Raw genomic sequence first — 25,418 nt, forward strand, 5'->3', positions numbered from 1 at the left:
GCGGCAGTGGTATCTTCTCGACCGTCTCAGTCGGCCGGTTCGGTCTCGTGGTTCGCCAGCGCCTCGTCTATCTCGGCGGCACCGGCGCTCGTCAGTTGGTCGCGGAGTCGTTTGGCGACGGTCTTGGCCTCCGCCAGTTCCACCTCGGCGAGCGACCGCACCAGCGCGACGGCCCGGTTGGTGCGGTGGCGCTGCCACGACGCCTCACGGGACTCGTACGTCCGGATACCGCGGAGGAAGTCGACCTTCGAGAACTCCGGCCAGTAGGGCGCACAGAAGAACACCGCCGCCTCGTTACCGTTGGCGTGCCACGGCAGGAAGTTCGAGGTTCGCTCGTCGCCGCCGGTTCGGATGATGAGGTCGACGTCGCGGACGGGCCGGCGGTAGAGGCGGCTCTCGACCGCTTCCACGTCGATGTCCTCCGGCGAGAGGTCGCCGGCGTCGACGTCGCGGGCGACGTCGCGGGCGGCCTCCAGCAGTTCGGCCCGGCCGCCGTACGCCAGCGCGATGTTCAGCGTGAACCGGTCGTAGCCGCGCGTCCGCCGTTCGGCGTACTCGACGGCGTCCCTCACCCGCTCGGGCAGCCGTTCGATAGCGCCGATGGCGCGGATGCACACCTCGTTGTCGTGGACGCGGTCGGCGTCGGCGAACTCGTACAGCTTCGCTTCGATGAGGTCGAACAGCGGTTCGCGCTCCTCGGGCGGCCGCGCGAAGTTCTCCGTCGAGAACGCGTACAGCGTCAGTTCGGCGATGCCGAGCTCCTGACACCAGTCGAGGACGCGCTCGGTGGTCTCTGCGCCCGCCTGGTGACCGTCCGGCGCGTCGTCGCCGTTCCGCCTCGCGTACCGGCGGTTGCCGTCCTGGATGATGGCGACGTGCGTGGGTCCCTCGCCGACTTCACCGCGTAGCAACCGCTCGTATCCCGATGCGAACTCCTGGCGGACCCGCCGAAACATGTACGCATCGTCACGCTCGCACCACATGTGTCTTGTGCCCTGTTTCGCCGGCTTCGACCGCGCTACGCCGACACACAGCACGGTCGGCGACGACACCATCGAGTCGCCCGCGCGAACCGTGAGGGGTTTATCCGGGCCCCCCGACGGTGTTGCCATGAGCGAGACGCTCGACGACGACCTCTACAAGCGGACGAAAGCGCTGCTGGAACCGGGCGAGATTCAACTTAACGGCGTCATCGTCCACACCGACCTCTCCGGACAGGAGGACCTGGAGATGCACGAACTCACCGTCGACCTGAACGACGTCATCGCCGAGCACGCCGGGAAGGGCGAGGCGTACATCTACGCCGGCAACGACGACACCGACTTCGCCTCGAACCAGTTCCAGGGGCTGACCCTGGAGGACGACGAGTTCGTCTGGGAGTGCCAGCAACTGCTGCGGAACGGCGCGTTCAACCTCGTGTTCTACTACGAGGCCGACACCGACCACGAGGCGATAATCGAGGAGATCGAGGAGATGGGCTACCGCGTGACCGGCGTCCGCGGCGACTGAGCCCGCGGTCGACACCCGACTCTCAGCGTTCGACGTCCGTGACGACGGTTTCCGCGAGCTCGCCGAGCGGCCGCTCGATGCGGTACTCGGGCGTCTCGACGACGATGGGCGAGGACTCGGTCACGTCGTAGAAGTGCAGCACGAGCTCGAAACTGCCGTCGTCGGCGATGGGGCCGGCCTCGCGCTGCTCGGACTGCTCGTGTCGCGCCCAGGCGTTCTTCCCGGCGAGCGATGCGTCGGTCTGACCGCGAACCGTGTACGACGGCGGTTCCACGTCGACCTCGGCGCCCTGTAGCGGGTAGCCGCGGTCGCGCCACTCGAAGAACCCCTCGTCGAGCGCGAACACCTCCGTGTACCCCGAGTCGATGAGCGACGCGGCGCGCATCGACGAGAGGTGGTGCGGACAGCCGCAGTAGGTGACGATGCGCTGGGATTCGTCCCACGCGCCCGTCGGGTCGTTCGCCCGGCCGTCGGGCGCGGGCGAGAGCACCGCCCCCTCGATGTGGGAGGCGTCGTACTGTCGCTGTCCGCGGGCGTCGGCGAACTTCGCCGACCCGTCCTGGAACCACTGGTGGACGTCTTCTATCGGCGCGAGCGGGACCTGCGCGTTCGACCCGTCGACGGTCAGGGTCTCGTAGCCGTTGGTGTTGTTGTCCGGCGTCCCGGACGACGACGAGTTCGAACAGCCGGCGAGTGCCGCTGCTCCGGCGGTACCGGCGGCTGCGAGGAACGTGCGACGCTGCATTTTCGGACGAAGATAACTATCGGACGGATAAAACCGTGTCGCCACGTCGGAGTCGCTCCCGTGGTTCGACCGTCGAACGCGTCCCGGCTTCGAGACGCTTATTCTTCCTCCGTTCGGAGTGTCGCTCATGAGACAGGCGGACGCGGACGCGACGCTGTCGGAACTCGACCGCGCCATCATCAACGCGTTTCAGGGCGGGTTTCCGGTCGTCGAACGTCCGTTCGACCCGGCGGCGGCCGCGCTGCGCGAACGCGGCGTCGACGTGACGGCGGACGAACTTCTCGCGCGCGTGCAGACGCTCGACGAGGAGGGCGTCCTCACGCGCTTCGGCGCGCTCGTCAACGCCGAGAACATCGGCGGCGCGGCGACGCTCGTCGCCATGCACGCCCCGCCCGAGCGCTTCGAGGAAGTCGCGGAGTTGGTGAACGCTCACCGCGAAGTCGCGCACAACTACGAGCGCGAGCATCCGCACCTCAACATGTGGTTCGTCGTCAGCGTCGCGGACGAGGACCGCGTCGACGAGGTGCTCGCGGAGATCGAGGCCGAGACGGGCCAGGAGACGTACAACCTGCCGAAGATGAACGAGTTCCGCGTCGAGGCCAAGTTCATGCTCGACGGGCCGGTCCCCGACGGCGACGTGGACCTCTCACACCTCGGCCCCGACGTGGAACCCTCGGGCAGGCCGACGCTCACGCCGGACGAGCGCGACCTGGTCGTCGAGATACAGGGTGGGCTCCCGATAACGGCGACGCCGTACGCCGACGTCGCCGACGCGATAGGCGCGGAGACCGAGTGGGTCGTCGAGACCGTCAAGCGGTTCGACCTGGAGGGGAAGGTCCGCCGCGTCGGCGTCATCCCGAACCACTACGCGCTCGGCTACACCGAGAACGGGATGACCGTCTGGAACGTCCCCGACGAGGTGGTCGAGACGGTCGGTCCCGCCGTCGCCTCGCTCGACTTCGTCACTCACTGCTACCGTCGCCCCCGCCACGAGGGCGTCTGGCCGTACAACTTCTTCGCGATGACCCACGGTCGAAGCGAGGAGGAGAGTCAGCGCCGCATCCAGGAGGTCCGCGAGACGATGAGCGAGTACTGGGAGGTCGGCGACGACGACTGGGACTCGCTGTTCTCGACGCGCATTCTGAAGAAGACCGGAATCAGGCTGGCCGAACGCGCGGAGGCGAACACCAGTGAATGAGGAACTCGCGGAGGTCTTCACTCGGTACGCGGTGTGCCGAGTGGGCTCACGGGAGCGCGGCTACGCGAGATGATTCCGCTGTTTCACGACTTCGCGGACGAGACGGTGCTCGTCTTCGGCGGCGGCGCAGTCGGTGCGCGGAAGGCGCGACGCTTCGCCGACGAAGCCCGCGTCGTCGTCGTCAGCCCCGAGTTCGGAGGCGGCGGCGGCGACGGCGATGCCGACACCGACGAGTTCGGCGGCGCGGAACTGGTCCGCGCCGCTCCCGCCCCCGACGAGATCGTCGACTGGGTCGACCGGTTCGACCCGGCGCTCGTCGTCGCGGCGACGAACGACGAGACGGTGAACGAGGCGGTCGAGACGGCGGCGAAGGACGCCGGGGCGCTGGTCAACCGGACCGACCGCGCGGGAAGCCGCGACGCCCGCAGCGTCGTCGTCCCCGCGACCGTCGACGACGACCCCGTCACCGTCGCCATCTCGACGGGCGGACGGAGTCCGGCGCTCTCGAAACACCTCCGCGAGCGAATCGAGGCGGAACTCGACGGTGCGGGTGCGATGGCCGAACTGACCGGAGAGATTCGCGCGGAACTGAAAGCCGAGGGCGTCGACCCGACCGAGCGACGCGAGGCGGTTCGAGCGGTCGTCGGCTCGTCTCCCGTTTGGAAGGCTTTACGTACGGGCGAATCCAACGCCCGGAGAGAGGCCCAGCGCGTGATACGGAACAGAGGTGAGTCCCCGTGATGGAAGAAACCGGCGTCATCTCCGGCGTGAGCGTCTCGCACGTCAACGCGACCGTCGACGAGGTCGGAGCGGCCTGCCACGACGACGTCCGGGCGACCATCTCGGCCCTCCTCGACCGCGACGGCGTCGAAGAGGCGTACGTCCTCCAGACGTGCAACCGCGCGGAGGCGTACGTCGTCACCGAGCGACCCGCCCTCGGGGCGGCGGCGCTGGCCGACTTCGCCCCCGACGTCCGCGACGGTGCGGTCGTGACGCTCGACCACGAGGAGAGTCTGCGCCACCTCATGCGCGTCGCCGCCGGACTGGAGTCGCTCGTCCTCGGCGAGGACCAGATTCTCGGCCAACTCCGCCGCGCGGAGTCCGAGGCCCGCGCCGTCGACGCCGTCGGAACGATGCTCGAAGACGCCCTCCGCAAGGCGATTCACGTCGGCGAGCGCGCGCGCGCAGAGACGAAGATAAACGAGGGCGTGGTGTCGCTCGGCAGCGCCGCCGTCCGCCTCGCCGAGACCGAGACGGCCGTCGAGGGCTCGACGGCGCTCGTCGTCGGCGCGGGCGAGATGGGCGCGCTCGCGGCGCGAGCGCTCGATTCGGCGAACGTGGACCGACTGCTCGTCGCCAACCGGACCGTTCCCCACGCCGAACACATCGCGGCCGAAGTCGCCGCCGACGCGTCGGCCGTCGCGCTCGACGCCGCCGCCGCCGCCGCCGGCGAAGCCGACGTGGTCGTCACCGCGACCAGCAGCACCGACTACGTCCTCGACGCCGAAGCGCTCGCCGGGGCGGGCGAGACGGTGCTCATCGACATCGCCCAACCCCGCGACGTCGACCCCGCGGCCGACGAGCTCCCAGACGTGGTCGTCCGCGACATCGACGCCCTCGAAACCGTCACCGCCGAGACGCGCGAACGCCGCCGCTCGGAGACCGACGTGGTCGAGGCGATGATCGACGACGAACTCGCGCGCCTGCTCGACGCCTACAAACGCAAGCGCGCCGACGACGCGATCAGCGGGATGTACGAGAGCGCCGAAGCGGTCAAACGCCGGGAGGTACAGACCGCGCTGTCGAAGCTCGACGCGCAGGGCGAACTGACCGACGAACAGCGAGAGACCGTCGAGGCGCTCGCGGACGCGCTCGTCGGCCAACTGCTCGCCGCGCCGACGAAGTCGCTGCGCGACGCCGCCGCCGACGACGACTGGACGACCATCCAGACGGCGATGCAGCTGTTCAACCCTTCCTTCGACGACCGCGCGACCCCCGACGCGCCGGCGTTCGAGACGAGCGAGGCGTCCGACGAGGAGGACACGCCGGCGCACGTCTTCGAGCAGTGCTCCGACGACTGACCGCTATTTTCGGTTCCGTCGACTGCGAACGCGGGTAAACGTTAACCAGCCGCCGGACGACTTCCAGCGCATGGCCGAACGACTGGACGACGACGAGATCGAGCGCCAACTACCCGACGGCTGGGAACGCGACGACGACGAAATCGTCCGCGTCTACGAGTTCGACGACTACCTCGCGGGCGTGCAGTTCGCCACGCAGGTCGCCGAAGTCGCCGACGAGGAGTTCCACCACCCGGAGATGATCGTTCGCTACGACGAGGTCGAAGTCCGTCTCACCAGCCACGAGGCCGGCGGCATCACCGACCAGGATATGCGCGTCGCCTCGCTGTTCGACGACGAGTACTGATGGACGCGGCGTACGTGTTCCGGGTTCGGTTCCGACTCGACCCGTCGGCAGTCACGGCCGCGCCCGACGAGTTCGAGACGGTCGTCCGCAAACCCGCCTCCGCACCGGGCGACGACGGCTGGCTGTTCTTCTTTCGCAACCTGTGGCGCGGCGACGTTAACGACGACCGACACGCCCGCTCGCTCGCCGAGTCGTGGCTCTCGGTTCCCGTCGTCGACGTCAGCTTCAGCGAACTCGACACCGACGAGGCGTACTTCGACGCGCTGAAGCGCGAGATCGCCGCCGACCTCGGACGATTCAACGCCGACAGCGTGAGCGAAGTCCTGAACAAGTATCTCGGCAGTTCGATTCGCGTTCGGTGAGCGGTCGCCAACGACAGAACACGCGTCGGTCGGCGCCGTTGCCGCCGTCGACCGCCGTTGCTGCCGTCGACCGCCGTTGCCGCTGTCGACCGCCGTTGCTCCCGCCGACCGCCGTTACCGCCGGTCGGCAGGCTTCGGTTCGGACCGGACGTTCGGGGCGCGGTGACGCTCGCCGGAACCGTTTTATCCGCGAGTCGGGTAGATAATCGTCCGATATGGTCTCCGACGTCTACGACTTCTGGCTGTTCGACCTCGACGGAACGCTCATCGACGCCGACTGGGGGTACACGCGACGGACGTTCGACCGGGTCGGCGAGCGTCTCGGCCGGACGTTCTCCGACCGAGAAGCGGAGATTCTGTGGCACGGCCTCGGGGGTGCGCGCGACGCACAGCTCCTCGAGTGGGGCATCGACCCGGCGGAGTTTTGGCCCGCGTTCCACGCCGTCGAAGACCCGCAGGCCCGCGCGGAGGCGACGTACCTCCACCCGGACGCGGCGTTCGTCGCCGACCTCGACGCGCCGGTCGGACTGGTGACGCACTGTCAGCAGTTTCTCGCCGACCCGGTACTGGAGCGACTCGACATCCGCGACTGGTTCGACGCCGTCGTCTGCTGTACCGACGACACCGGCTGGAAACCCGACCCCGGCCCGGTGACGCACGCGATGGCGGAACTCGGCGTCGGCGAGTCCGACCGCGGCGTCCTCGCCGGCGACGGAGCCAACGACGTGGGCGCGGCCTGGAACGCCGGCCTCGAGGGGATTCACGTCGAGCGACACGACCCTGAGCGTCGCGGCCAGTGCGTGCTCGCCGACCGTCGCATCCGCTCGTTCGAGGAACTGTCGGGGACGTAGACCGGCCCTGATTACTGCGGGCGGACGAGAACGCGCCCGTCGCAGAACAGTGCGAACACGAGGCCCCGGTACGAGAATCGGACGGACACCGACTCGTGGTGGCTCCCGTCGGCGGCGGGTCCGAGCAGCCCTTCGAGCGCGTCGGGGTCGACGGCTTCGAACAGCGGCGCGCCCTCCGTCGCGGCCACGCCGCTGTACGTCTCCAGTGCGGAGGCGATGGTCGTCACCAACTCCTGGGTTCCGTCCCAGTCGTGGTGTGCGAGTAGTTCCCAGCCGTCGTCGGCCAGGAGTAGCGACTCGTCGACGACGCGTTCGAGGCGTTCGAAACTCTCGACGCCGGCCTTCTGTACGTAGCCGCTCGCGTCGGTCCGCCGCGCTTCGTCGAGAATCGCGGCGTTGGACTTGCCCGAGAACAACACCAGCGGTAGCGACGCGTCCCTCTCGCGGACGACCGAGGCGAACAGCCGCCCGTCCGGAAGCGTCACCGAGTCGCTGACGACACAGTCGAACTCGCCGTCTTCGAGCAGCTCCAATCCCTCCTCACCGCTCTCCGCGTTCGTCAGTTCGAGCCGGTCTCCCTCCGGGTCGAGCAAACGGTTCGTGAGCTCCGTGACGTCCGGGTCGTCGTCGACGTGAAGAACCCTCGCCCTGTTTGACATAGCCCGCCTTTTCGGGAGTGAGCTGAAATACGTTTCTGCTATTCTCACTGTGTGAATAACTAACCTGTTTTGATATGTGAGGGTACGACGCGGAAAACTACCCCGCGACGCGCCCGTGGCTACGACATCTCGTAGCCGGAGAGAGCGTCCGTACGGTCGTCCGCTTCGTCGAGGACCGCTCGGAAGGCGTCGACGCTCGGCTTCCCCGTTCGCTCGGGGTTGGCGCGGACGCGAACGTCCTGCCACCCCAGCGAGACGAACCCGAGACCGAGTCGGTCGGCGGTCGTCCGCAACCCGACACCGGCGTCGGCGTCGCCGGCGAGCACGCGTCGGGCCGGGCTCTCGGAGGCCTTCACCGAACGGTCGAAGCCGTCGATCTCGGAGACGAGGTCGCGACGCGAGACGCCGCGTTCGTCGGCGAGGTCGGCGACCTGGTCGCCCAAACTGGCTCGGAGTCCGGAGTTCGAGTCCCGGTTGACGAACCGGAGGTCGTCGTCGACGAGCGAGGAGACGCCGGCGATGTTCGCGGGGTTGCCGTCGGGGACGACGAGTCCCCACTCGCGTCGCCAGCCGCCGAGGTCGACGGAGTCGACGTCTCGGTCGTCCGGACCGGCGACGACGGCGACGTCCGGGACGCCGTCGCGGAGGCGCCGAAGCCCCTCTCTGCTCCCGACCGGGAGATACCGCGGCGCGCCGAGGCGGTCGAGTAGACGGTTCAAAAGCGGGTCGTCCTCGCCGACGCCGAGAAGCGACGGCGGGCGCACGTCCGGCGAGAACAGCATCACGTCGACCGCCTCACCTTCGCCGAGATACTCGGTGTCGGGGTGGACTTCGACGATGCCGTCGGCCTCGACGAGGCTCGTCGTCGCGCCGCTACCTTTGTCGACGGGGTAGACGAGCGTCTCGCCGGCCTCGTCCTCCAACAGGCCGACCGGCATCAGTCGCATCCGCCCCTCGCCGTACCGCTCGCGGACGGCCATCTTCCCGCTCACCGTCGCCGTCTGCGGTTCCGGGACGCCCGCCGCGCGGCGAACCGCGGGCGCGACGAACGTCCGGAAGATGGTGAGCGCCGAGACGGGGTAGCCGGGGAGGCCGACGTAGGCGCTGTCGTCCAACCGCCCGACGAGCATCGGTTTCCCGGGTTTGACCGCGACGCCGTGGAGCAACAGTTCGCCCCTGTCCTCGATGACGCGGTAGATGACGTCGACCGCAGACGCCGAGGTCGACCCCGACGAGAGCACCAAATCGCACTCCTCGGAGGCCCGCAGGAGCAACCGCTCCATCTCGTCGTAGTCGTCGCCGGCGTGCGGGTAGAGCACGGCCTCGCCGCCGGCCTCCTCGACGCCCGCGGCGATGGTGTAGCTGTTCACGTCGTAAATCTGGCCGCGGGCGCTCTGCAGCGTCTCACCCGGTCGAACCAGTTCGTCGCCGGTCGAGACGATTCCCACTCGGGGACGGCCGCGGACGGGGACCTCGTCTCGACCGAGCGCCGACAGCAGACCGATTTCGCGCGGCGTCAGGAGCGTCCCCGGGCCGAGCGCCCGCGCGCCGGCGGCGATGTCCGCCCCGGCGAACATCACGCTGTCGCCGGGGGCGACGGCGGTTCGAATCTCGATCTCGTTCTCCCCCCGCTCCTCCGTCCGCTCGACGATGACGACGGCGTCAGCGCCCGGCGGCATCACGGCACCGGTCGATATCTCGGCGCAGGTCCCCGGTTCGACGGTCACGTCCGGTTCCGCGCCCGCGTGGACTTCGCCTACGAGTTCGAGCGTCGCAGGGTCGGCCTCGTCCGCGCCGAAGGTGTCCTTCGCGCGGACCGCGTAGCCGTCCATCGACGCCCGGTCGAAGCCGGGGACGTCGAGTTCGGCGTCGACGCGCTCGGCGAGCACGCGTCCGCGCGCCTCCGCGAGCGGCACCGACTCCGGTTCGGGTTCGAGGTCCAACGACGCGATGGCGGCGTGGGCTTCCTCGGGCTCTGCGAGGTCGCGGAACTCTTTGCGTTCTGTCATGCGAGCTCACCTCGCAGGACAGAGCTCGGAAGTCGCAGCCCGCGCACCGAAGGGAGCAGGAACGTCTTCTGGTGTCCGCTCACGCCGACCACTCCCAGTTCTCGACGGCGACGGTCGCACCCGCTTCGAGCCCTTCGCGCTCCTCGGGGACGACGACCCAGCCGTCGGCGAGCGCGACACTCGAGAGGATTCCCGACCCGCTGGCGCGCGTCGGCGTCGCTTCGAGGCCCTCCCCGTCGTCGCGCGTCTCCGTGCGGACGCGGGCGAACGTCCGAACACCGGGTTCGCTCGGAACCTTCCGAGCGAGCGTCGCCTCCCGGGTCGGGAAGGGGTCGTCGGGTAGGTGACCCGCGCGTTTGAGCGCCGGGCGGAGGAACTGGACGGCGTTGATGACGCAGGCGACGGGGTAACCGGGGAGCATCACAATCGGTGTCTCGGCTACTTCCCCGAGCGCGACGGGATGTCCGGGTTTCAGCGCGACGCCGTGGACGAACACCTCGCCGAGGTCGTCGACGACTTCGTACGTCAGGTCGCGTTCGCCGACCGACGAGCCGCCCGTGGTCACCACCACGTCGTGGTCGAGGTTCGACTCGACGGCCTCGCGGAGCGCGGCCTCGTCGTCGGTCACCACGTCGCGATAGCTGGCGTCGCCGCCCCACCGCTCGACGAGTTTCGAGACGGTGAGCCCGTTGGTCTCGACGACCTGTCCGGGTTCGGGGTCGCGTTGGACGAGCTCCTCGCCCGTCGGAATCACGGCGACCCGAGGCCGCTCGTACGTTTCGACTTCGCGGACGCCCACCGACTTCAGGAGGCCGAGGTCCGACGGTCGGAGGCGGTGGCCGGTGTCGTACAGCGACTGGCCCTCCGCGACGTCCTCGTCGGCGTCGCCGACGTTCTCGCCCTCGGCGAGGGCGTCGAACACCTCGACTTCGTCGCCGACCCGCTCGGTCTGTTCGACCATCACGACGGCGTCGGCACCGTCGGGCAGTTCGCTCCCGGTGTGGACGCGGACGGCCTCGCCGGGGTTCACCTGGGGGACGGTGTCGCGCTCGTCGGCGTTCTCCGCTCCTTCGGCGAGTCGAAGCACCGACGGCGAACGGCCCGACGCGCCGAAAGTGTCCTCGGCGCGGACCGCGTAGCCGTCCATCGCCGCGCGGTCGTAGCCGGGGACGTCGCGGGCGGCGGTGACCGTCTCGGCCAGCGCTCGGCCGTCGGCCGCTTCGAGCGCCAACCGCTCGGTTCGCTCGTGCGGGGAGACTGCCGCGAGCAGCCGCTCGCGGGCGTCGGCGACGCGCGTCCGGTCTTTGAATCCGGCGCGCCGCAGGTCGTCGTGGCTCATACGCCTCGTTGTAACCGGGGGGACAAAAGCCTCAACCTACGGGCGGTCGACGCGCCTCGCCCGCTCGTCGAGCGTCGGCGGCGAGCCAGCGCCGTTCGCCGCGTCCCGGGGGTTCGACCGCCGGGTTTTTCGACCCCCGACCCGTAGCTACGTCCATGTCAGCGCTGCGCGACTCGTTGCGGGAACTGCCCAAAGCGGTGTTCGCCGACCTGTTGGAGAGCGACGAGGCGTACCTGCTCGTCGTCGATTTACCCGGCGTGACCGCCGAGACGGCTGACGTGCGATTCGAGGACGGTCGCATCGTCATCGAGGCCCGACGCGAGAAGAGCCTCCCACAGGAGTTCCGCTACCTCCGAGAGGACCGGTCGCTGTTCCTCGACGCGGAGCTCCCCCTCCCGCCGGACGCCTCGGGCGACGGTGCCGAGGCGTCGATGGACCGCGGCGTTCTCGAACTCCGCCTCCCCAAGCGGACGGCCGCTCCCGAGCGGTCGATTCCGATAACGGACGACTCCGCGGAGTAGGTGATCACACTGGTCAATCTGCGGGCATACTGGCGGTTCTTCGTCGTCTTTCGTCGATTCCTTCCGCTCATCGTCGCCTACACGAGAGACCGGAATCGGTTTCTCCTGTTCGGACGGTCACGGCAGGTCACAGCCGAGATGCAGGTCGAACGAGCGGAGGTGCTGCTCGACACGCTGTTGACGCTCGGGCCGACGTTCATCAAACTCGGACAACTGCTGTCGACGCGCCCGGACATCCTCCCGCCCGCCTACATCGACGTGCTGTCGAGTCTGCAGGACGACGTGCCGCCCGCGCCGTGGGAGGAGTCCCGGGTCGTCATCGAGGACGAACTCGGGCCCGTCGACGAGGCGTTCGACGCCTTCGAGCGCGACTCCATCAGCGGCGCGAGCCTCGGACAGGTGTATCTCGCCGAGTACGAGGGCGAACGTGTCGCCGTCAAGGTTCGCCGTCCGGGTATCGAAGCTCTGGTCGACGCCGACCTCCGGGTCATCAAGTGGTCGATTCCGCTCGTCTCGCGGTTCGTCGGCGAGGGTCAGGCGTTCTCGCTCGACAGCCTCGCCGACGAGTTCGCCAAGACGATTCGAGAGGAGATGGACTACGGCCGCGAACGCGACATGCTCGTCCAGATCCGTTCGAACTTCGAGGAGAACCGCGACATCGTCATCCCGCGGCCGATAGACGACGTCTCGGGTCCGCGCGTGCTCACGATGGAGTACGAGCCGGGCGTGAAGATAAGCGACGTCGAGCGGCTCGACGAGATGGGTATCGACCGCCACGAGTTGGCGGTCAAACTCCAGGAGATCTACCTCCAGATGATAATCGAAGACGGCGTCTTCCACGCCGACCCCCATCCCGGAAACCTGGCCGTCGACGAGACGGGGTCGATCATCTTCTACGACTTCGGGATGAGCGGCACGGTCGACGCGTACATCCAGGACAAGATCGTCGAGTTCTACGTCGCCGTCGCCAACCAGGACATCGACGGTATCCTCGACTCGCTCGTCGAGATGGGGACCCTCTCGCCGGAGGCCGACCGCGAGGTGATGGCGAACGTGATGGAGCTGGCTATCGCCGACGTACGCGGCGAGAACATCGAACAGTACCGCGTCCAGCAGGTCATCCAGCAGGTCGAGGACACCATCTACGAGTTCCCGCTTCGTCTCCCCCAAAATATGGCGCTGGTGCTCCGGGTCGCCACCGTCGTCGAGGGCGTCTGCGTGACGCTCGACCCCGACTTCGACTTCATCGAGGTTGCGACCAACTACCTCTCGGAGACCGGCTATCGAGAGGAGACGGCCAAACAGCTGGTTCAGGACGCCGGGCGACAGCTGCAGCTGACCTCGGAGGCGCTCGTCACCGTCCCGCCGAAACTCGACCGCACGCTCGACCAACTCGAACGCGATAACGTCACCGTCAACGTCCGAATCGAGGACAAAAACGACGTGTTCGACCGCCTCTCCCGACGCATCGCCTACAGCCTCCTCTTCTCGGTCGGCTTGCTCTCGGCGTCGATTCTCTACTCGTTCGGCAACGACTGGCGTTTCGCCGCCGCCGCCCTCGGCATCACCCTGCCGGTAGGGTTCCTGTTGTACCGGTCGCTGCGCAAGCGTCGCAAGGGAATTCGCGCTCGGCCGCAGTTCACCCGGCAGAGTATGCGCGAACGGCGCGGCGACTGAGCCGAGTGTCGTCGCGACCGGTCCGGGTTCGCGGCCGAACCGTGTCACGCGTTATCGTCGCCAAACCGCCTCTCGCGGCGAAGATACCCGTCCTCACGATTCGTTTCCAAACCGTTTATACCGGCGCCTCGGTAACTCCGTGGTATGGCGAAACAGCAGAAACAGGTTCGCGAACTGCAGGAAGGCAGCTACGTCATGATGGACGGCGCCCCCTGTAAAATCAACCACTACAGCACCGCCAAGCCCGGTAAGCACGGCAGTGCGAAAGCCCGCGTCGAGGGCCGCGGCGTCTTCGACGGGAAGAAACGCAGTCTCAGCCAGCCTGTCGACGCGAAGGTCTGGGTCCCGATCATCGACCGGAAACAGGGTCAGGTCGTCTCCGTCACCGGCGACGACGCGCAGGTGATGGACCTCGACACCTACGAGACGTTCACGATGCGCATCCCCGACGGCGAGGACTTCTCGCCGGAGAGCGAAATCGAGTACCTCGAGTACGAAGGCAACCGAAAGGTCGTGTGATGTTCCCCGGGGCGACCGCCGAACGCAGTGACGCGAACTTCGTCATCGTCGGTGCGCCCCTGGACATCTCCACGAGCTTTCAGCCAGGGGCCCGTTTCGGCCCCGACCGCATCAGGCGGTTCGCCGAAACGTTCGACGACTTCGACCGTCGAACCGACCAGTTCTTTTCGGACCTCTCGGTCCACGACGCGGGCGACCTCCACGCATGGAGCGACGTCGCCGAGTACGTCGAGTTCCTGAGCGGCGAACTCGGCGACGCGGTCCGCGACGGCGCCGTGCCGATCACCCTCGGCGGCGAGCACACCGTCACCGCCGCGGGCGTCCGGGCCGTCGACCCGGACGTGTTCGTCTGTCTCGACGCCCACCTCGACCTCAGAAGCGAGTACGCCGGCGACGAGTGGAGCCACGCCTGCGTCACCAGACGCGTCCTCGACACCGCCGACGAGGCGGTCATCCTCGGGGCGCGAACCGGCTCTCCCGAGGAGTGGGAGCGCGCAGAGAGCGACGACGTGACCGTCGTCGCACCCGAGGACGTCGCCGACTGGGAACCCGCGTTCGACGCCGACACCTCCGTCTACCTGAGCGTCGACATCGACGGCGCGGACCCCGGTTTCGCGCCCGGAACGGGGACGATGGAACCGTTCGGACTGACGCCGCGCGAGATGCGCGACGTGGTTCGAGCGGTGGCTCCGGCCACCGACGGCTTCGACGTGGTCGAAGTGAACGACCGAGACGACGGCCAAGCCGCGTCGCTCGCCGGAAAACTGCTCAGAGAGTTCGTCTACGAGCACGCGGTGACGAGCGAGTAGCCGTCGCTCGCTTTCGTCGGTCTGTAGAAACGCGAGCGACGCCGCCGTCTCAGCGGCGAAGCACGCGTCGCATCTTGCGCGTGATACTGCGTTTGGTTCGACGCGGTAGTCGACGCCAGACGCGAAGCGCACTGCGGAACTTACTCATAGTAAGTCACCTCGTGTTTCGCTCGCAGTAGCGTGTTCACGAGACAGTCGGATAATCGCGGTGGCTGCACTTGCAAGTCGGACGGTCGCCGTCGGAGTTGATCTCTATGGCCTCCGGATGCTATCCGGTGCGACCTCGGAGTACGACTGCGGGCGGCGCTCTCGTAGCGAGGGATACAAGCGACCGGCCGTTCTCGGTTCCGGTATGCGCCTCTCGACGCTCACCGACCGACTCGACGAGATTCTTCGAACCGACGCGTACGCGGATATCGACGCGAGCGCGAACGGCCTCCAAGTCGGGCCCGAGGAAGCGGAGGTAACCCGCGCGGCCGTCGCCGTCGACGCCGCAGTCGCCACTGTCGACGCCGCTGCGGCGGCAGATGCGGACCTCCTCGTCACGCACCACGGACTCTCGTGGGGCGGCATCGAACGCATAACGGGCGGACAGTACCGACGAATCGCACCGCTCGTCGACAACGACATCGCGCTGTACGTCTCGCACCTGCCGCTGGACGGTCACCAGGAACTGGGCAACGCCGCCGGCGTCGCCGACGTGCTCGGTCTCGTCGAGCGTGAACCGTTCGGCGCGCTCGGGCCCGAACACATCGGCCAGCGCGGGCGCACGAGCGACCCGCTGGACCCGACCGACGTGGCGACAGCGCTCGACGCCGAACTCGACACCGGCGGCCGCGGCGTGCAGGTGCTCGATTTCGGCCCCGAGGAGATCGAAGACGTCGCGGTCGTCACCGGCAGCGGCGTCGACTGGTTGGACGAAGCCGTCGACGCGGGCGTCGACGCGCTCGTGACGGGCGAAGGGAAACAGAAGGCGTACCACGAGGCGCGAGAGGCCGGAATCCACGTCTTTCTCGCCGGACACTACGCGACGGAGACGTTCGGCGTGCGTGCGCTCTCGGAGCGACTCGACGAGTGGGGCGTCGAGACGACGTTCGTCGACCACCCGACCGGGCTCTGAGCAGCGTCGTGTAGCGAACAGACGACGGAGAATCGAACGCGGCCGGGTCGTCGTACACCCGCGCTGCCCGGACCGCGTCGGCGTTCAGGTCACGCGGCGGAGTGGCCCCGTCTTCGGGGATAAACTCTCGCGGTGGGAGACACACGTTCGTAGCGGACGAACGCGACGTCAGCCGTACGTCGAGGTCAGATACGACAGAATCTCGTCGACGAACTCCCCGTCGTAGGTCCAGAACCCGCGGAACAGTCCGTCTTCGACCTCCTCGGCGATGAGTCCGCAGGCGACTTTCGTGTACGTACTCCCGTCGAAGACGACGAACCACGTCCGTCCGATCTCGGCGGTCGATTCGAGGTGAAACCGGACGCCGTCGACCGTCGTCGGCCCTCGGTCGCCGGCGACGTAGACGTGAACTTCGAGGTCGGTCTCGTCGACGAGTCGGGAGTAGACGGTCCGCTGCTTTCTGAGCGCATCCGCCGACTGGAACCCGCACCTGAGCGTTCCGTGCCCGACGCGCCACGCTCGCTCTTCGATTTCGCGCGACGCCGCGACCATCTGCCGCTTGTCGAAGGAGGCGAAGACGGCGTTGTCGAGAATCTCGAACAGCGGTCGGAAACTGCTCTCGGATTCGGCGGACCACGGCCGACGAATCGGCGGCGTCACGAGGTGCCGAAGTTCCTCCAGTCCGAGCGACCCCGCGAACCCGCTCTCGTCGCGGATGACGACGAACCCGGGCGGTCCGTCGGCCGGGAGCGGCCGCCGCTCGACGGTGACGTTGCGCGTCTCGAACTGCTCTACGGGAACCGACGCATCGGCGGCCGCGTAGACGATGAGCTGTTTGCGCTCTGCGGCCACCGCGGAGATAAACTGTCTGAGTGTCATCTGTGCCTCCGGTCCGGGAAGCGACACCGGTAGCGTCGTCTCGGGCCGGCGCCGGCTACTTCGTCTCGTCGGAGTCGTCGGCCGCATCGCTACCGCCGTTCTGGTCGGAGTCCTCCGCCTCCGACGGCGTCGTTCGGTCCCCTGAGACGCTTCCCCCTTCGTGCGCCCGAGCGTACGTCAAGAGGTCGTACAGCGACGCGGGAAGCGAGTCGAGAACGAGCTCGTCGCTCTCGTCGTCGTACTCCACGTATCCGGCGGCTTCGAGTTTCGGAACGTGGACGTGTCGAAGCACCAGCATCACGTCGTCGCGCTCTTCCGGCGTGACGGGGCGCCAGTCGGCGGCGTTCGTCCACCCGGCGACGATGTCGGCGAGTTCTTCGAACGACAACTGCTGGAACTGCAGGAGCGCGTAGAGCACGAACCGACGGTACGTGTCCGAGAGCGTCGCAAACATCTCGTCGTCGACAGTCGTCGCTTCTCGGACGAGGGAGATGTCCGCGCTCCTGTGACTGTTGTCGACGTTCCCCACAGTCGTGGGTAGACGAAGCGCGTGTAAGTCCTTTTCGTGCGACTGGACGGAGATTCTTCGGTGATGACGTGCGACGCGACGTCGAAGCCCACCGTTCGGCGTCGTCACCCGCTCCGACAGACCGCGTGCGTCAACAACCCCGGGTTGGGTGACCCGTGGAATCCTGCCTCGAACCTTTGAAACCGTCCCCCGACGCATCGAGGTGTATGAGCGACGACGGTCACGACCACAGCGACGACGAAGCCCACGACGACCACGGCGACGACGAAGCCCACGACGACCACGGCGAGTGGCACCCGCCGCACCGCGAGGAGTTCGACCCCGACCCCGTCGGTCACACCGAGGTCCGCGCCGGGATGACCGTCTCGGAACTCGTCGACGAGTACGGCAAGGCGGGCATCGGCGCGGCCGCGGTCCACGAAGCGGTCGACGTGTACGCCGAGATGCTGGCCGACGACGACTGCACGGTCTTTCTCTCGCTCGCGGGCGCGATGGTGCCGACGGGGATGCGAAAAGTCGTCTCCGACCTCGTCCGCGACGGCCACGTCGACGCGCTCGTGACGACGGGCGCGAACCTCACCCACGACTCCATCGAGGCCATCGGCGGGAAACACCACCACGGCGCGGAGCACGCCGAGGGGAAGACGCCCCGCGAGCACGACGAGACGCTGCGCGACGAGGAGGTCGACCGCATCTACAACGTCTACCTGCCGCAGGAACACTTCGCGCTGTTCGAGTCGCACCTCCGCGCGGAGGTGTTCCCGCCGCTGGAGGAGGAGGGAAGCGTCGGCATCGAGCGCCTCTGTCGGGAACTCGGCCGCGCGAACAGCGAGGTGAACGAGCGCGAGGGCATCGAGGAAGACGCGGGCGTCGCCGCCGCGGCCTACGAGTCGGACGTGCCTATCTACTGCCCGGCCGTGCAGGACTCCGTCTTCGGTCTGCAGGCGTGGATGTACTCGCAGACCTCCGACTTCACGCTCGACGCGCTGAAGGACATGACGCCGCTGACGGACCTCGCGTACCACGCCGACAAAGCGGGTTGTCTGCTCGTCGGCGGCGGCGTGCCGAAGAACTTCACGCTCCAGACGATGCTCGTCACGCCCGGCGCGTACGACTACGCGGTCCAGATTACGATGGACCCGGCGTCGACGGGCGGGCTCTCGGGGGCGACGCTCGACGAGGCGCGCTCGTGGGGTAAGTTGACGAAGGAGGCACGAAACGTCACCGTGCAGGGCGACGCGACGGTGTTCCTGCCGCTGCTCGTCGCGGCGGCGCGAGAGCGAATCGAAGGGTAGCGGTCCGAGATTCAACGGGCTTCGAAGACGCCCTGATGGTCATTTCCCGTCACTGATATCAAAGAACACATCACTGGACGGTGAGTTCACGGAGCGATGAAACGCCGCCGACTCCTCCAACTCACTGGCGGGTGTGCACTCGTCCCGTTCGCTGGCTGTTCGGCGCTATCGAGCGCTCCCGACAGCCCGCCGAACTCCGCGCGCGCGGTGAGCGTCGTCGAAGCCGCCTGCGAAGATGCGCCGAGCCACGTCGCCCGCGCGACGTTTCTTCCGAAAAAGCACGAAGTCGTCGTCACCGGGTCGATAGTCGGCCGCGCGCCGTGCGAATCGCTCGGGCTCCGTGTGTTGACCGCCGAGTCGTCAGAACACGCAGACGACGTCGGAATCCGGGTCGTTCCACAGGGAGATATCGACGGCTGTGAACCGTGCTCCGCGCGCCTCGATTACGTCGGAACCGTCACCTTCGACGCGAACGCCTACCCTACGTCGGTGGATTTGGCCCACATGGACAAGCCCACCGGACGGCCAGTCTACGGCGAATCGTTCGAGCGGCAGTCGTGACGCGGCGCGGGTTCTGGTTTCCGCGTCTCTTCACGGCAGGAACGACGACGCGACGGTCGTACAGTCGTGGTATCCCTGCTCGTCGTACAGCTTCACGTGACCGCCCGTAACGTACAACCGGCCGTCGATGACGCCGTCGACGCAGCCGACCCGGGGCGTCCCCTCGTCCGGGAGCGAGGTGTCGAACTCGTCGGCCTCGGGGTCGTACCGGTGACAGAACGACCGGAACGAGTCGACAGACAACGACTCGTCATTTTCTCGAAATAGTCCGTGTGAAAGATACAGTTGGTTGTCGACGACGGGGTCGTTCGTCGTCGCGTAGTGGCCCGGGATGGGCGTCGGGGCGGCTTCCTCCCACTCGTCGTCGATAGGGTCGTAGCGGAAGTTCGAGTCGGTCGACCCGGCGGTACTCTTGACGCCGCCGAGCGCGTGAATCTTGGTCCGGCCGTCGACGACGACGCGCGCTACAGTGGGCCAACGCTTGGCTTCGGGTATCTGTGCGAGGCTGTCGTCGACGACTTCCTCGGCTTCGGGGTCGAACGCCCACAGGCGGTGTTCGTCGAACGACCAGTGGGTCGTCCCGCCGGTGCCGTGGTCCGTTGCGGTGTCCGACTCCGTATCTCCCGTCCCGCCGCCGACGCAGTAGATGTATCCGCTCTCGGGATCGTAGACGCCGCCCATCGCCCACGTCGTGTACGGGCACCGAACGCCCGACTCGGCGGTGAGGTTTCGCCATCCGTCACCGGGTTCGTACACGAAGATGTCGTCCGTCGGGACGTTGTCGCCCTCCGCGGGAGTGAGCACGCCGCCGAAACTGAACACTCGGCCATTCGCGCTGACGCCACAGGGTCCCCACACAGCTTTCGGCATGTCCTCGACGCGAGTCCACGCGCCGCTCCCTCCCTCGGCGGGGTCGTAGAGGAACGTTCGCGTTCGCGCGTTCAGTTCGACCCCGGAGTCGAAGCCGCCGAAGTACAGCAGTTTCCCGTCGACGACGCCACCGCCGGCGTCGCTCTGTTCGACGGGCACCGACGTCTCGGTACGCCACTTCGGCCCCGTCTCCGGCGGTGGTTCGGTTGACGTTTCGGTGGGTGTGGAGGTCTGCGTCGGCGTCTCCGTCGGGGTTTGTGTTGGCGTTGCGGTGGAGGTCGGTGTCGGAGTTTCGACCGGCGTCGACGTCTGCGTCGGCGTTTCCGCGGGGGTCTGCGACGGTGTCTCGGTCGGCGGTTCGGTCGTGGTCTCGGTCGGGGCCTCCGTGGACGTCTCGGTGGGGGTCGCCGTCTGCCCCGCGTTCTCCGTGGGCGGTTGTGTCGTCGGTTCGCTCGTCGTCTCGGTCTCTACTGTCGTTTCGGTCGGCGATTGCGCGGTCTCGGTCGACGGGTCGCCTCCCGACGACCCGTCCGACCCGCCTGCACTCGACGACCCACCAGACCCACCGGCGTCGCTCGGCGCGTCCGACGGGTCGGCGGTTTCGGAGTCGCCGGCCCCGTCGGTGTCTGTCGATACCTGCGTTCCGACAGGTGTCGCCGTCGCCGTCGTCTCGAACAGTCCGGAACTCGTCGCCACCGTAGACGGAGGCGGTTCGGTTCCGGTCGTCTCCGGTCGTCCCGTCGTCTCGGTCGCCGACGCCTCGATAGTGCTGTCCGCTTCGCCCTCGTCGGGAGTGTCGCTGAGCGCCGCCGTCCCGAGACCGATTCCGACGGTCCCCGCTGCCAGCAGTGCTAACACACCACGTCTGGAACGGTTTCCGGGCGACTGCTCGTCCGCCGCGACCGACTCCTCACGCTCGTCGCCTCGGCCACCGTTCTCTCTCACATCTGACGGTTCGATTTCAAGAACGATATGAGTTTGTGCGAATCTCAACTGTCGCAACGCGCTGACGGTCGAGGCCGGACACTCCGGTCCGCCTGGGTTATCCGGCCCGTCTCACGGTTCGAACGAGGAGGAGACGCTCATACAGTCGTGGTACCCCTGCTGGTCGTAGCGTTTGACGTGACCCGCCACCGTATAGAGACGGCCGTCGATGACGGCGTCGACGCAGCCGACTCGGGGCGTTCCTTCGTCGGGCAACGAGGTATCGAACTCGTCGGCGACGGGGTCGTAGCGGTGACAGAACGACCGGAAGGAGTCGACAGACAACGATTCGCCGTTCTCGCGGAACAACCCGTGTGAGAGGTACAGTTGGTTGTCGATGACCGGATTGTCGGTCGTCGCGTAGTGTCCCGGAATGGGCGTCGGCGTCGCCGCTTCCCACTCGTCGTCGACCGGGTCGTAGCGGAAGTTCGAATCGGTCGACCCCGCGGTGCTCTTGACGCCGCCGAGGGCGTGAATCTTCGTTCGGCCGTCGACGACGACGCGGGCGACGGTCGGCCAGCGTTTCGCTTCGGGGAGCTGTGCGAGGCTGTCGTCGACGACTTCCTCGGCCTCGGGGTCGAACGTCCACAGTCGGTGTTCGTCGAACGACCAATGAGTCGTCCCGCCGGTGCCGTGGTTCGTCGCCGTCTCGGCGTCGGTGTCGCCGGTTCCGCCGCCGACGCAGTAGACGAGTCGGCTTTCGGGGTCGTAGATGCCGCCCATCGCCCAGTTCGGGTAGGGACAGCGCACGCCCGACTCGGCGGTGAGGTTTCGCCACCCCTCCCCGGACTCGTAAACGAAGATATCGTCCGTCGGTTCGTTCTCGCCTTCGGCGGGGTTGGAGACGCCGCCGAAGCTGTACACGCGGTTCTCGACGGTGACGCCGCAGGGACCCCACACCGCCTTCGGCAGGTCCTCGACGCGCGTCCACGTTCCCTCGCCCGCTTCGGCGGGTTCGTACGTGAAGGTCTGAGCGACCGCGTTCGTATCGACCCCGGAGTCGAAGCCGCCGAAGTACAGCAGTCTCCCGTCGACGACGCCGCCCCCGGCGTCGCTGTGCGCCAGCGGGAGAGGGGTCTCGCTGCGCCACTGCGACGCCGGGCCCGTCGAGGTCTCGGTATCCGTCGTCGTCGGCGTCTCTGTTCCTTCCGGTGCGTCGGTCTCGGGCGGTACGTCGGTCGCCGCCGTCTCGGTCCCCGACTCTGCTGGCGTCGCCGTCGTCGACGCGCCTGTCTCGGTCGACGTTTCACTCTCCGTGTCAGTCTCCGACCGAGTTTCGGTGTCGGTGGCCGCTCCGTTTTCCGACGACGTATCGGACTCCGCCGACGTTTCCGCTCCCGTCGTGTCGCCGGTCTGCGCCGGCGTGTCGGTCGTCGGCGTGTCGGTCGTCGGTGTGTCGGTCTCGGTGAGACCGGACGTCGTGGCCGTCGTCGCCGACGGCTCGTCCGTTCCGGTCGTCTCCGACGGTTCGTCCGATTCGGATGCAGAGGTGTTCTCGGAGCGCTCGTCGGTCCCCGCTCCGGGCGGTGAGTCTCCCTCGCCGTCGAACCGCTCGCTGAGGGCGGCTACGCCGAGGCCGGCTCCGACGGTTCCGGCCGCGAGCAACGCCAACAGACCCCGCCGAGAGCGACCCTTCGAGGACTGCTCGCCCTCCGACATCCCTGAATCGTGTTCGCCGACCCGGTCGTCGTTCTCTCCCATAGCGAACAGTACCGTTTCTGAATCACTATGAAACTATCCGTATTTTAATCGACACACGCGTAATAAATTCTCTGAAAAGTGAATATCTCCACAGAGTTCACGACTCGACATCCCCTCGTCGCTCCGGAACCCGGTCGCGCGGCGGATGCGCCTCGTCGCCACCGTACTCGGAATGCCTATACGTGCTTGGCCTCTCGAACGTGTATGAACTACGAGTCATCTCTCGACCGGGCGATGGACGCCACCGACTCGCGGACGACCGAGGACAAGCGACTGCGATTCCCCGACCCCGTCGGCGAGACCGACGGTGCGTTCACGCGCCTGACGAACCTCGGCGACATCGCCGACGCGCTCTCGCGGGACCCCGAACACCTCCACAGCGCGATTCAGCGTCAGTTCGCGACGAACGGCCAGTTCGACGGCCAGCGCGCCCGATACAACGGCTCGTTCAACGTCGCCGACTTCGACGCCGCCATCCGCGAGTACGCCGACGAGTTCGTCATCTGCTCGGAGTGCGGCCTGCCGGACACCGTCCTCCGGACCGAAGACGGCGTCGAGATGCTGCGCTGTGAGGCCTGCGGTGCGTTCCGGCCCGTCCAGAAGCGGACGTCCTCGCGCTCGCGCGACACGCCGACGCTCGAAGAGGGGAAAACGTACGAGTTCGAGATCACCGGTACCGGCCGGAAGGGCGACGGCGTCGCCGAAGTCGGCAAGTACACCGTCTTCGTCTCGGGCGCACAGGAGGGCCAGACGGTGCGGGCCTCCGTCTACAACATCAGCGGGTCGCTGGCGTTCGCCCGCCCCGTCTGAACCGCGTCGATTCGACCCGTTCGGTCGGTTCTTCGGTTTCGCCCTCTCACCGGTTCACCGACTACAGCGACCGCTCCGGATTCCCGTGTAGAAGCATGTCGGAGAACATCCGCTTGAACGCCGCCTCGTCGATGGCTTCGACGACCCGCGTCCGCGGTTCGCCGTCGGTGATACCGAGTTCGTCGACGAGGCTGTAGCCGCGAGTCATCCCCTCCCTCTCGTCGACGTCGACGAAGTACGTCTCCGCTTCGGTCACGAGCCCCGGATTCAGAAAGCAGGCGAGCGCCAGCGAGTCCGGTTGAGTGGTCGCGTCGACGCCGAGACGCTCCTTCGAGAACTCGCGGGCGTGGCGCGTGATGGTCGTGAAGAAGTCGGCGTAAGGCGTGTCGGCTTCCTCGAACGCCTCCAGTTCGTCGGCCTCGAACGACCCCTGTCGAATCGTCAACCCCCAGTCGACGAGGTTCACGTCGAGTTCGTGCATCACGATCTTCGCGGCGTCGGGGTCGACCCAGAAGTTGAACTCCGCGGAGGGGGTGTCGTTGCCGAGCGTGTTCACCGCCCCGCCCATCACCCACACCTCGTCGAGCAACTCGTTCAGCTCGGGTTCGCGGCGGACCGCCAGCGCGACGTTGGTCAGCGGACCGATACAGGCGAGACTCACCTCGCCCGGCGACTCGCGCGCCGTTTCGACGATTCTGTCGACGGCGTGGCCGTCGGCGGAGGGGATTCCGGTGTCGGGGTAGAGTTCGCCGCCGAGACCGCCGTCGCCGTGGACGTGGTCGACGTGCTCGAACTCCTTGACGAGCGGCCGGCGCGACCCCTCGTACACCGGCACCTCGTCGGCGGCGTCAGCGAGGTCGAGGGTGTACTTGGCGTTCTCGACCTCGTAGTCGAACTCGACGTTTCCGGCGACGATGGTGAGCGCCTCCAGTTCGATAGAATCGGCCAGCGCGGCCATCAGGATGGCCTGCGTGTCGTCGCCCGCGGTGTCCGTGTCGACGATGAGTCGGCGTGCCATGTCGGCGAGTCGGTCGGTGGGACCTTAACGCTCCCGCGACATCGAGCGCTATGGACCCGGAGCTCGCCGACCGGTTGGCCGCCGAACTCGGTGCGGAACCAGTCGAACTGACCGAACTCGACGGAGGCATGATCGGCTCGGTGTCCCGCGTCGACCTCGACGACGGTCGGACCGTCGTCGCCAAGGTCGGCGACACCCCGCTCGACGTGGAGGCGTTCATGCTCCGCTATCTCGCCGAGGAGAGCGACCTCCCGGTTCCCGACGTCTCGTACGCCGACCCCGAGTTGTTGGTCCTCTCGTACGTCGACGGCGAGTCGGCGTTCCCGCCGGCGGCCGAACGCGACGCCGCCGAGCACCTCTGTCGTCTCCACGACGTGAGCGCCGACGCGTTCGGCTTCCCCCGCGACACGCTCACCGGCCCGGTGCGTCAGCCGAACCCGTGGACCGACTCCTGGACGGAGTTCTTCGGCGAACACCGGCTTCGGCACGTCGCTGACCTCGCCGTCGAGAGGGGAGCGCTCTCGGCGTCGCTGCGCGAGCGAGTCGGTGCGGTCGTCGACGACCTCGACTCGCTTCTGACCGAACCCGAGAGACCGTCGCTGATTCACGGCGACGTGTGGACGACGAACCTGCTCGCCCGAGACGGCGAGATTCGGGCGTTCCTCGACCCGGCGTGCCACTACGCACATCCGGAAGTCGAACTGGCGTACGTCGATTGGACGGACACGTTCGACGACGCGTTTTTCACTCGGTATCGGGAGTCTCGCGGCATCGAATCTGGCTTCTTCGAGCGTCGTCGATTCGTCTATCGGCTCTACCCGCTGTTGGTCCACGTCCACCTGTTCGACGGACGGTATCCGACCGAGTTGGCGGAGACGCTCGAGCGACTGGGATACTGAGCAGGGACGGAGGGGAACAGACTTCTATCGCCGTCGGGTAGCTTCGAACGGCCGATGACGACGGCACCGTTCCGAGTCGGGGTGGCACCCGACGGTGACGAACCCTATGAGTGCCGAGGCCAGTTCT

26 protein-coding genes are annotated in these 25,418 nt (G+C 67.5%); 16 read left to right on the forward strand and 10 right to left on the reverse strand.

Annotation, left to right across the window (positions count from 1 at the left end):
- Positions 1 to 26: 26 nt before the first annotated feature.
- Entirely contained in the window at positions 27 to 956 is a 930-nt protein-coding gene (gene uppS / locus FCF25_RS03620; protein WP_117595314.1) for a polyprenyl diphosphate synthase, read from the reverse strand.
- Positions 957 to 1,110: 154 nt separating this feature from the next.
- Here uppS and FCF25_RS03625 point away from each other — a divergent pair, with 154 nt between their 5' ends.
- A complete protein-coding gene (locus FCF25_RS03625) occupies positions 1,111 to 1,509 on the forward strand; it encodes a DUF5778 family protein (RefSeq protein ID WP_137047352.1) in 399 nt (132 codons plus the stop codon).
- A gap of 22 nt (positions 1,510 to 1,531) precedes the next feature.
- On the opposite strand, the gene FCF25_RS03630 is transcribed toward FCF25_RS03625, so the two are convergent.
- On the reverse strand, positions 1,532 to 2,254 hold the full coding sequence (locus FCF25_RS03630) for a rhodanese-like domain-containing protein (protein ID WP_168191199.1): 723 nt from the start codon (positions 2,252 to 2,254) through the stop codon (positions 1,532 to 1,534).
- Between the two features lie 127 nt (positions 2,255 to 2,381).
- On the opposite strand from FCF25_RS03630, the gene FCF25_RS03635 reads away from it, so the two are divergent.
- From FCF25_RS03635 to FCF25_RS03660, 6 genes are all read left to right on the forward strand, one after another.
- On the forward strand, positions 2,382 to 3,452 hold the full coding sequence (locus FCF25_RS03635) for an Lrp/AsnC family transcriptional regulator (protein ID WP_137047354.1): 1,071 nt from the start codon (positions 2,382 to 2,384) through the stop codon (positions 3,450 to 3,452).
- A gap of 69 nt (positions 3,453 to 3,521) precedes the next feature.
- Positions 3,522 to 4,193, forward strand: a complete 672-nt coding sequence (locus tag FCF25_RS03640) for a bifunctional precorrin-2 dehydrogenase/sirohydrochlorin ferrochelatase (RefSeq protein WP_137049348.1) — start codon at positions 3,522 to 3,524, stop codon at positions 4,191 to 4,193.
- Positions 4,193 to 5,533, forward strand: a complete 1,341-nt coding sequence (gene hemA, locus FCF25_RS03645; RefSeq protein ID WP_137049349.1) for a glutamyl-tRNA reductase — start codon at positions 4,193 to 4,195, stop codon at positions 5,531 to 5,533. The genes FCF25_RS03640 and hemA overlap by 1 nt, the downstream gene beginning before the upstream one ends.
- Before the next feature lie 70 nt (positions 5,534 to 5,603).
- Positions 5,604 to 5,879: a 4a-hydroxytetrahydrobiopterin dehydratase gene (locus FCF25_RS03650; protein WP_117594815.1), complete on the forward strand. Its 276-nt coding sequence runs from the start codon at positions 5,604 to 5,606 to the stop codon at positions 5,877 to 5,879.
- Positions 5,879 to 6,241, forward strand: a complete 363-nt coding sequence (lwrS, locus tag FCF25_RS03655) for an LWR-salt protein (protein ID WP_137047355.1) — start codon at positions 5,879 to 5,881, stop codon at positions 6,239 to 6,241. The genes FCF25_RS03650 and lwrS overlap by 1 nt, the downstream gene beginning before the upstream one ends.
- Positions 6,242 to 6,456: 215 nt before the next feature.
- Positions 6,457 to 7,092 carry an HAD family hydrolase gene (locus FCF25_RS03660; RefSeq protein ID WP_137047356.1) on the forward strand — a complete coding sequence of 212 codons (636 nt, stop codon included), beginning with the start codon at positions 6,457 to 6,459 and terminating at the stop codon, positions 7,090 to 7,092.
- 11 nt (positions 7,093 to 7,103) lie between these two features.
- Here FCF25_RS03660 and FCF25_RS03665 read toward each other — a convergent pair whose 3' ends face one another.
- The 3 genes from FCF25_RS03665 to glp all read right to left on the reverse strand — a co-directional run bounded on the left by FCF25_RS03665 (position 7,104) and on the right by glp (position 11,099).
- Positions 7,104 to 7,751 (reverse strand): HalOD1 output domain-containing protein, encoded by a 648-nt coding sequence (locus tag FCF25_RS03665; protein WP_117594818.1) that lies wholly within the window; start codon positions 7,749 to 7,751, stop codon positions 7,104 to 7,106.
- A gap of 119 nt (positions 7,752 to 7,870) precedes the next feature.
- Positions 7,871 to 9,760, reverse strand: a complete 1,890-nt coding sequence (locus tag FCF25_RS03670) for a molybdopterin biosynthesis protein (RefSeq protein WP_137047357.1) — start codon at positions 9,758 to 9,760, stop codon at positions 7,871 to 7,873.
- A gap of 79 nt (positions 9,761 to 9,839) precedes the next feature.
- Positions 9,840 to 11,099: a gephyrin-like molybdotransferase Glp gene (glp, locus tag FCF25_RS03675; RefSeq protein ID WP_137047358.1), complete on the reverse strand. Its 1,260-nt coding sequence runs from the start codon at positions 11,097 to 11,099 to the stop codon at positions 9,840 to 9,842.
- 155 nt (positions 11,100 to 11,254) lie between these two features.
- Here glp and FCF25_RS03680 point away from each other — a divergent pair, with 155 nt between their 5' ends.
- The 5 genes from FCF25_RS03680 to FCF25_RS03700 all read left to right on the forward strand — a co-directional run bounded on the left by FCF25_RS03680 (position 11,255) and on the right by FCF25_RS03700 (position 15,745).
- Positions 11,255 to 11,620: an Hsp20/alpha crystallin family protein gene (locus FCF25_RS03680; RefSeq protein ID WP_117594821.1), complete on the forward strand. Its 366-nt coding sequence runs from the start codon at positions 11,255 to 11,257 to the stop codon at positions 11,618 to 11,620.
- Entirely contained in the window at positions 11,621 to 13,297 is a 1,677-nt protein-coding gene (locus FCF25_RS03685) for an AarF/ABC1/UbiB kinase family protein (protein ID WP_117594822.1), read from the forward strand. It begins immediately after the preceding gene.
- Positions 13,298 to 13,441: 144 nt separating this feature from the next.
- On the forward strand, positions 13,442 to 13,816 hold the full coding sequence (locus FCF25_RS03690) for a translation initiation factor IF-5A (RefSeq protein ID WP_117594823.1): 375 nt from the start codon (positions 13,442 to 13,444) through the stop codon (positions 13,814 to 13,816).
- The gene (gene speB, locus FCF25_RS03695) at positions 13,816 to 14,625 is read left to right on the forward strand and encodes an agmatinase (RefSeq protein ID WP_117594824.1); all 810 of its coding nucleotides are present in this window, start codon (positions 13,816 to 13,818) and stop codon (positions 14,623 to 14,625) included. The genes FCF25_RS03690 and speB overlap by 1 nt, the downstream gene beginning before the upstream one ends.
- A 352-nt stretch (positions 14,626 to 14,977) precedes the next feature.
- Positions 14,978 to 15,745: a Nif3-like dinuclear metal center hexameric protein gene (locus FCF25_RS03700; RefSeq protein WP_137047359.1), complete on the forward strand. Its 768-nt coding sequence runs from the start codon at positions 14,978 to 14,980 to the stop codon at positions 15,743 to 15,745.
- 168 nt (positions 15,746 to 15,913) lie between these two features.
- Here FCF25_RS03700 and FCF25_RS03705 read toward each other — a convergent pair whose 3' ends face one another.
- Together FCF25_RS03705 and FCF25_RS03710 are read right to left on the reverse strand one after the other, a co-directional pair.
- Positions 15,914 to 16,624 carry a DICT sensory domain-containing protein gene (locus FCF25_RS03705; RefSeq protein ID WP_168191200.1) on the reverse strand — a complete coding sequence of 237 codons (711 nt, stop codon included), beginning with the start codon at positions 16,622 to 16,624 and terminating at the stop codon, positions 15,914 to 15,916.
- 55 nt (positions 16,625 to 16,679) lie between these two features.
- Positions 16,680 to 17,153 carry a hypothetical protein gene (locus FCF25_RS03710; RefSeq protein ID WP_137047361.1) on the reverse strand — a complete coding sequence of 158 codons (474 nt, stop codon included), beginning with the start codon at positions 17,151 to 17,153 and terminating at the stop codon, positions 16,680 to 16,682.
- Positions 17,154 to 17,359: 206 nt separating this feature from the next.
- Between FCF25_RS03710 and FCF25_RS03715 the strand changes: the two genes are divergently transcribed.
- Both FCF25_RS03715 and FCF25_RS03720 read left to right on the forward strand, forming a co-directional pair.
- Positions 17,360 to 18,448 (forward strand): deoxyhypusine synthase, encoded by a 1,089-nt coding sequence (locus FCF25_RS03715; RefSeq protein WP_137047362.1) that lies wholly within the window; start codon positions 17,360 to 17,362, stop codon positions 18,446 to 18,448.
- A gap of 96 nt (positions 18,449 to 18,544) precedes the next feature.
- Positions 18,545 to 19,009, forward strand: a complete 465-nt coding sequence (locus FCF25_RS03720) for a hypothetical protein (protein WP_137047363.1) — start codon at positions 18,545 to 18,547, stop codon at positions 19,007 to 19,009.
- Positions 19,010 to 19,039: 30 nt separating this feature from the next.
- Here FCF25_RS03720 and FCF25_RS03725 read toward each other — a convergent pair whose 3' ends face one another.
- Positions 19,040 to 20,824 (reverse strand): galactose oxidase, encoded by a 1,785-nt coding sequence (locus FCF25_RS03725; RefSeq protein ID WP_137047364.1) that lies wholly within the window; start codon positions 20,822 to 20,824, stop codon positions 19,040 to 19,042.
- A 111-nt stretch (positions 20,825 to 20,935) separates the two neighbouring features.
- Positions 20,936 to 22,564 carry a galactose oxidase gene (locus FCF25_RS03730; RefSeq protein ID WP_137047365.1) on the reverse strand — a complete coding sequence of 543 codons (1,629 nt, stop codon included), beginning with the start codon at positions 22,562 to 22,564 and terminating at the stop codon, positions 20,936 to 20,938.
- Positions 22,565 to 22,768: 204 nt separating this feature from the next.
- Between FCF25_RS03730 and FCF25_RS03735 the strand changes: the two genes are divergently transcribed.
- Positions 22,769 to 23,374, forward strand: coding sequence for a translation initiation factor IF-2 subunit beta (locus FCF25_RS03735; protein ID WP_117594832.1), 606 nt, complete (start codon positions 22,769 to 22,771; stop codon positions 23,372 to 23,374).
- Between the two features lie 61 nt (positions 23,375 to 23,435).
- On the opposite strand, the gene FCF25_RS03740 is transcribed toward FCF25_RS03735, so the two are convergent.
- On the reverse strand, positions 23,436 to 24,392 hold the full coding sequence (locus tag FCF25_RS03740; RefSeq protein ID WP_137047366.1) for a nucleoside hydrolase: 957 nt from the start codon (positions 24,390 to 24,392) through the stop codon (positions 23,436 to 23,438).
- A gap of 50 nt (positions 24,393 to 24,442) precedes the next feature.
- Here FCF25_RS03740 and FCF25_RS03745 point away from each other — a divergent pair, with 50 nt between their 5' ends.
- Positions 24,443 to 25,291, forward strand: a complete 849-nt coding sequence (locus FCF25_RS03745) for a fructosamine kinase family protein (RefSeq protein WP_137047367.1) — start codon at positions 24,443 to 24,445, stop codon at positions 25,289 to 25,291.
- Positions 25,292 to 25,418 lie beyond the last annotated feature (127 nt).

The organism is Haloprofundus sp. MHR1, assembly GCF_005155585.1.
Taxonomy (GTDB): domain Archaea; phylum Halobacteriota; class Halobacteria; order Halobacteriales; family Haloferacaceae; genus Haloprofundus; species Haloprofundus halophilus.

Bases quoted from the DNA above. Each gene is read 5' to 3' on its own strand.
- uppS (WP_117595314.1), bottom strand. From the start codon at position 956: ATGTTTCGGCGGGTCCGCCAGGAGTTCGCATCGGGATACGAGCGGTTG.
- FCF25_RS03625 (WP_137047352.1), top strand. From the start codon at position 1,111: ATGAGCGAGACGCTCGACGACGACCTCTACAAGCGGACGAAAGCGCTG.
- FCF25_RS03630 (WP_168191199.1), bottom strand. From the start codon at position 2,254: ATGCAGCGTCGCACGTTCCTCGCAGCCGCCGGTACCGCCGGAGCAGCG.
- FCF25_RS03635 (WP_137047354.1), top strand. From the start codon at position 2,382: ATGAGACAGGCGGACGCGGACGCGACGCTGTCGGAACTCGACCGCGCC.
- FCF25_RS03640 (WP_137049348.1), top strand. From the start codon at position 3,522: ATGATTCCGCTGTTTCACGACTTCGCGGACGAGACGGTGCTCGTCTTC.
- hemA (WP_137049349.1), top strand. From the start codon at position 4,193: ATGGAAGAAACCGGCGTCATCTCCGGCGTGAGCGTCTCGCACGTCAAC.
- FCF25_RS03650 (WP_117594815.1), top strand. From the start codon at position 5,604: ATGGCCGAACGACTGGACGACGACGAGATCGAGCGCCAACTACCCGAC.
- lwrS (WP_137047355.1), top strand. From the start codon at position 5,879: ATGGACGCGGCGTACGTGTTCCGGGTTCGGTTCCGACTCGACCCGTCG.
- FCF25_RS03660 (WP_137047356.1), top strand. From the start codon at position 6,457: ATGGTCTCCGACGTCTACGACTTCTGGCTGTTCGACCTCGACGGAACG.
- FCF25_RS03665 (WP_117594818.1), bottom strand. From the start codon at position 7,751: ATGTCAAACAGGGCGAGGGTTCTTCACGTCGACGACGACCCGGACGTC.
- FCF25_RS03670 (WP_137047357.1), bottom strand. From the start codon at position 9,760: ATGACAGAACGCAAAGAGTTCCGCGACCTCGCAGAGCCCGAGGAAGCC.
- glp (WP_137047358.1), bottom strand. From the start codon at position 11,099: ATGAGCCACGACGACCTGCGGCGCGCCGGATTCAAAGACCGGACGCGC.
- FCF25_RS03680 (WP_117594821.1), top strand. From the start codon at position 11,255: ATGTCAGCGCTGCGCGACTCGTTGCGGGAACTGCCCAAAGCGGTGTTC.
- FCF25_RS03690 (WP_117594823.1), top strand. From the start codon at position 13,442: ATGGCGAAACAGCAGAAACAGGTTCGCGAACTGCAGGAAGGCAGCTAC.
- speB (WP_117594824.1), top strand. From the start codon at position 13,816: ATGTTCCCCGGGGCGACCGCCGAACGCAGTGACGCGAACTTCGTCATC.
- FCF25_RS03700 (WP_137047359.1), top strand. From the start codon at position 14,978: ATGCGCCTCTCGACGCTCACCGACCGACTCGACGAGATTCTTCGAACC.
- FCF25_RS03705 (WP_168191200.1), bottom strand. From the start codon at position 16,624: ATGACACTCAGACAGTTTATCTCCGCGGTGGCCGCAGAGCGCAAACAG.
- FCF25_RS03715 (WP_137047362.1), top strand. From the start codon at position 17,360: ATGAGCGACGACGGTCACGACCACAGCGACGACGAAGCCCACGACGAC.
- FCF25_RS03720 (WP_137047363.1), top strand. From the start codon at position 18,545: ATGAAACGCCGCCGACTCCTCCAACTCACTGGCGGGTGTGCACTCGTC.
- FCF25_RS03730 (WP_137047365.1), bottom strand. From the start codon at position 22,564: ATGGGAGAGAACGACGACCGGGTCGGCGAACACGATTCAGGGATGTCG.
- FCF25_RS03735 (WP_117594832.1), top strand. From the start codon at position 22,769: ATGAACTACGAGTCATCTCTCGACCGGGCGATGGACGCCACCGACTCG.
- FCF25_RS03740 (WP_137047366.1), bottom strand. From the start codon at position 24,392: ATGGCACGCCGACTCATCGTCGACACGGACACCGCGGGCGACGACACG.
- FCF25_RS03745 (WP_137047367.1), top strand. From the start codon at position 24,443: ATGGACCCGGAGCTCGCCGACCGGTTGGCCGCCGAACTCGGTGCGGAA.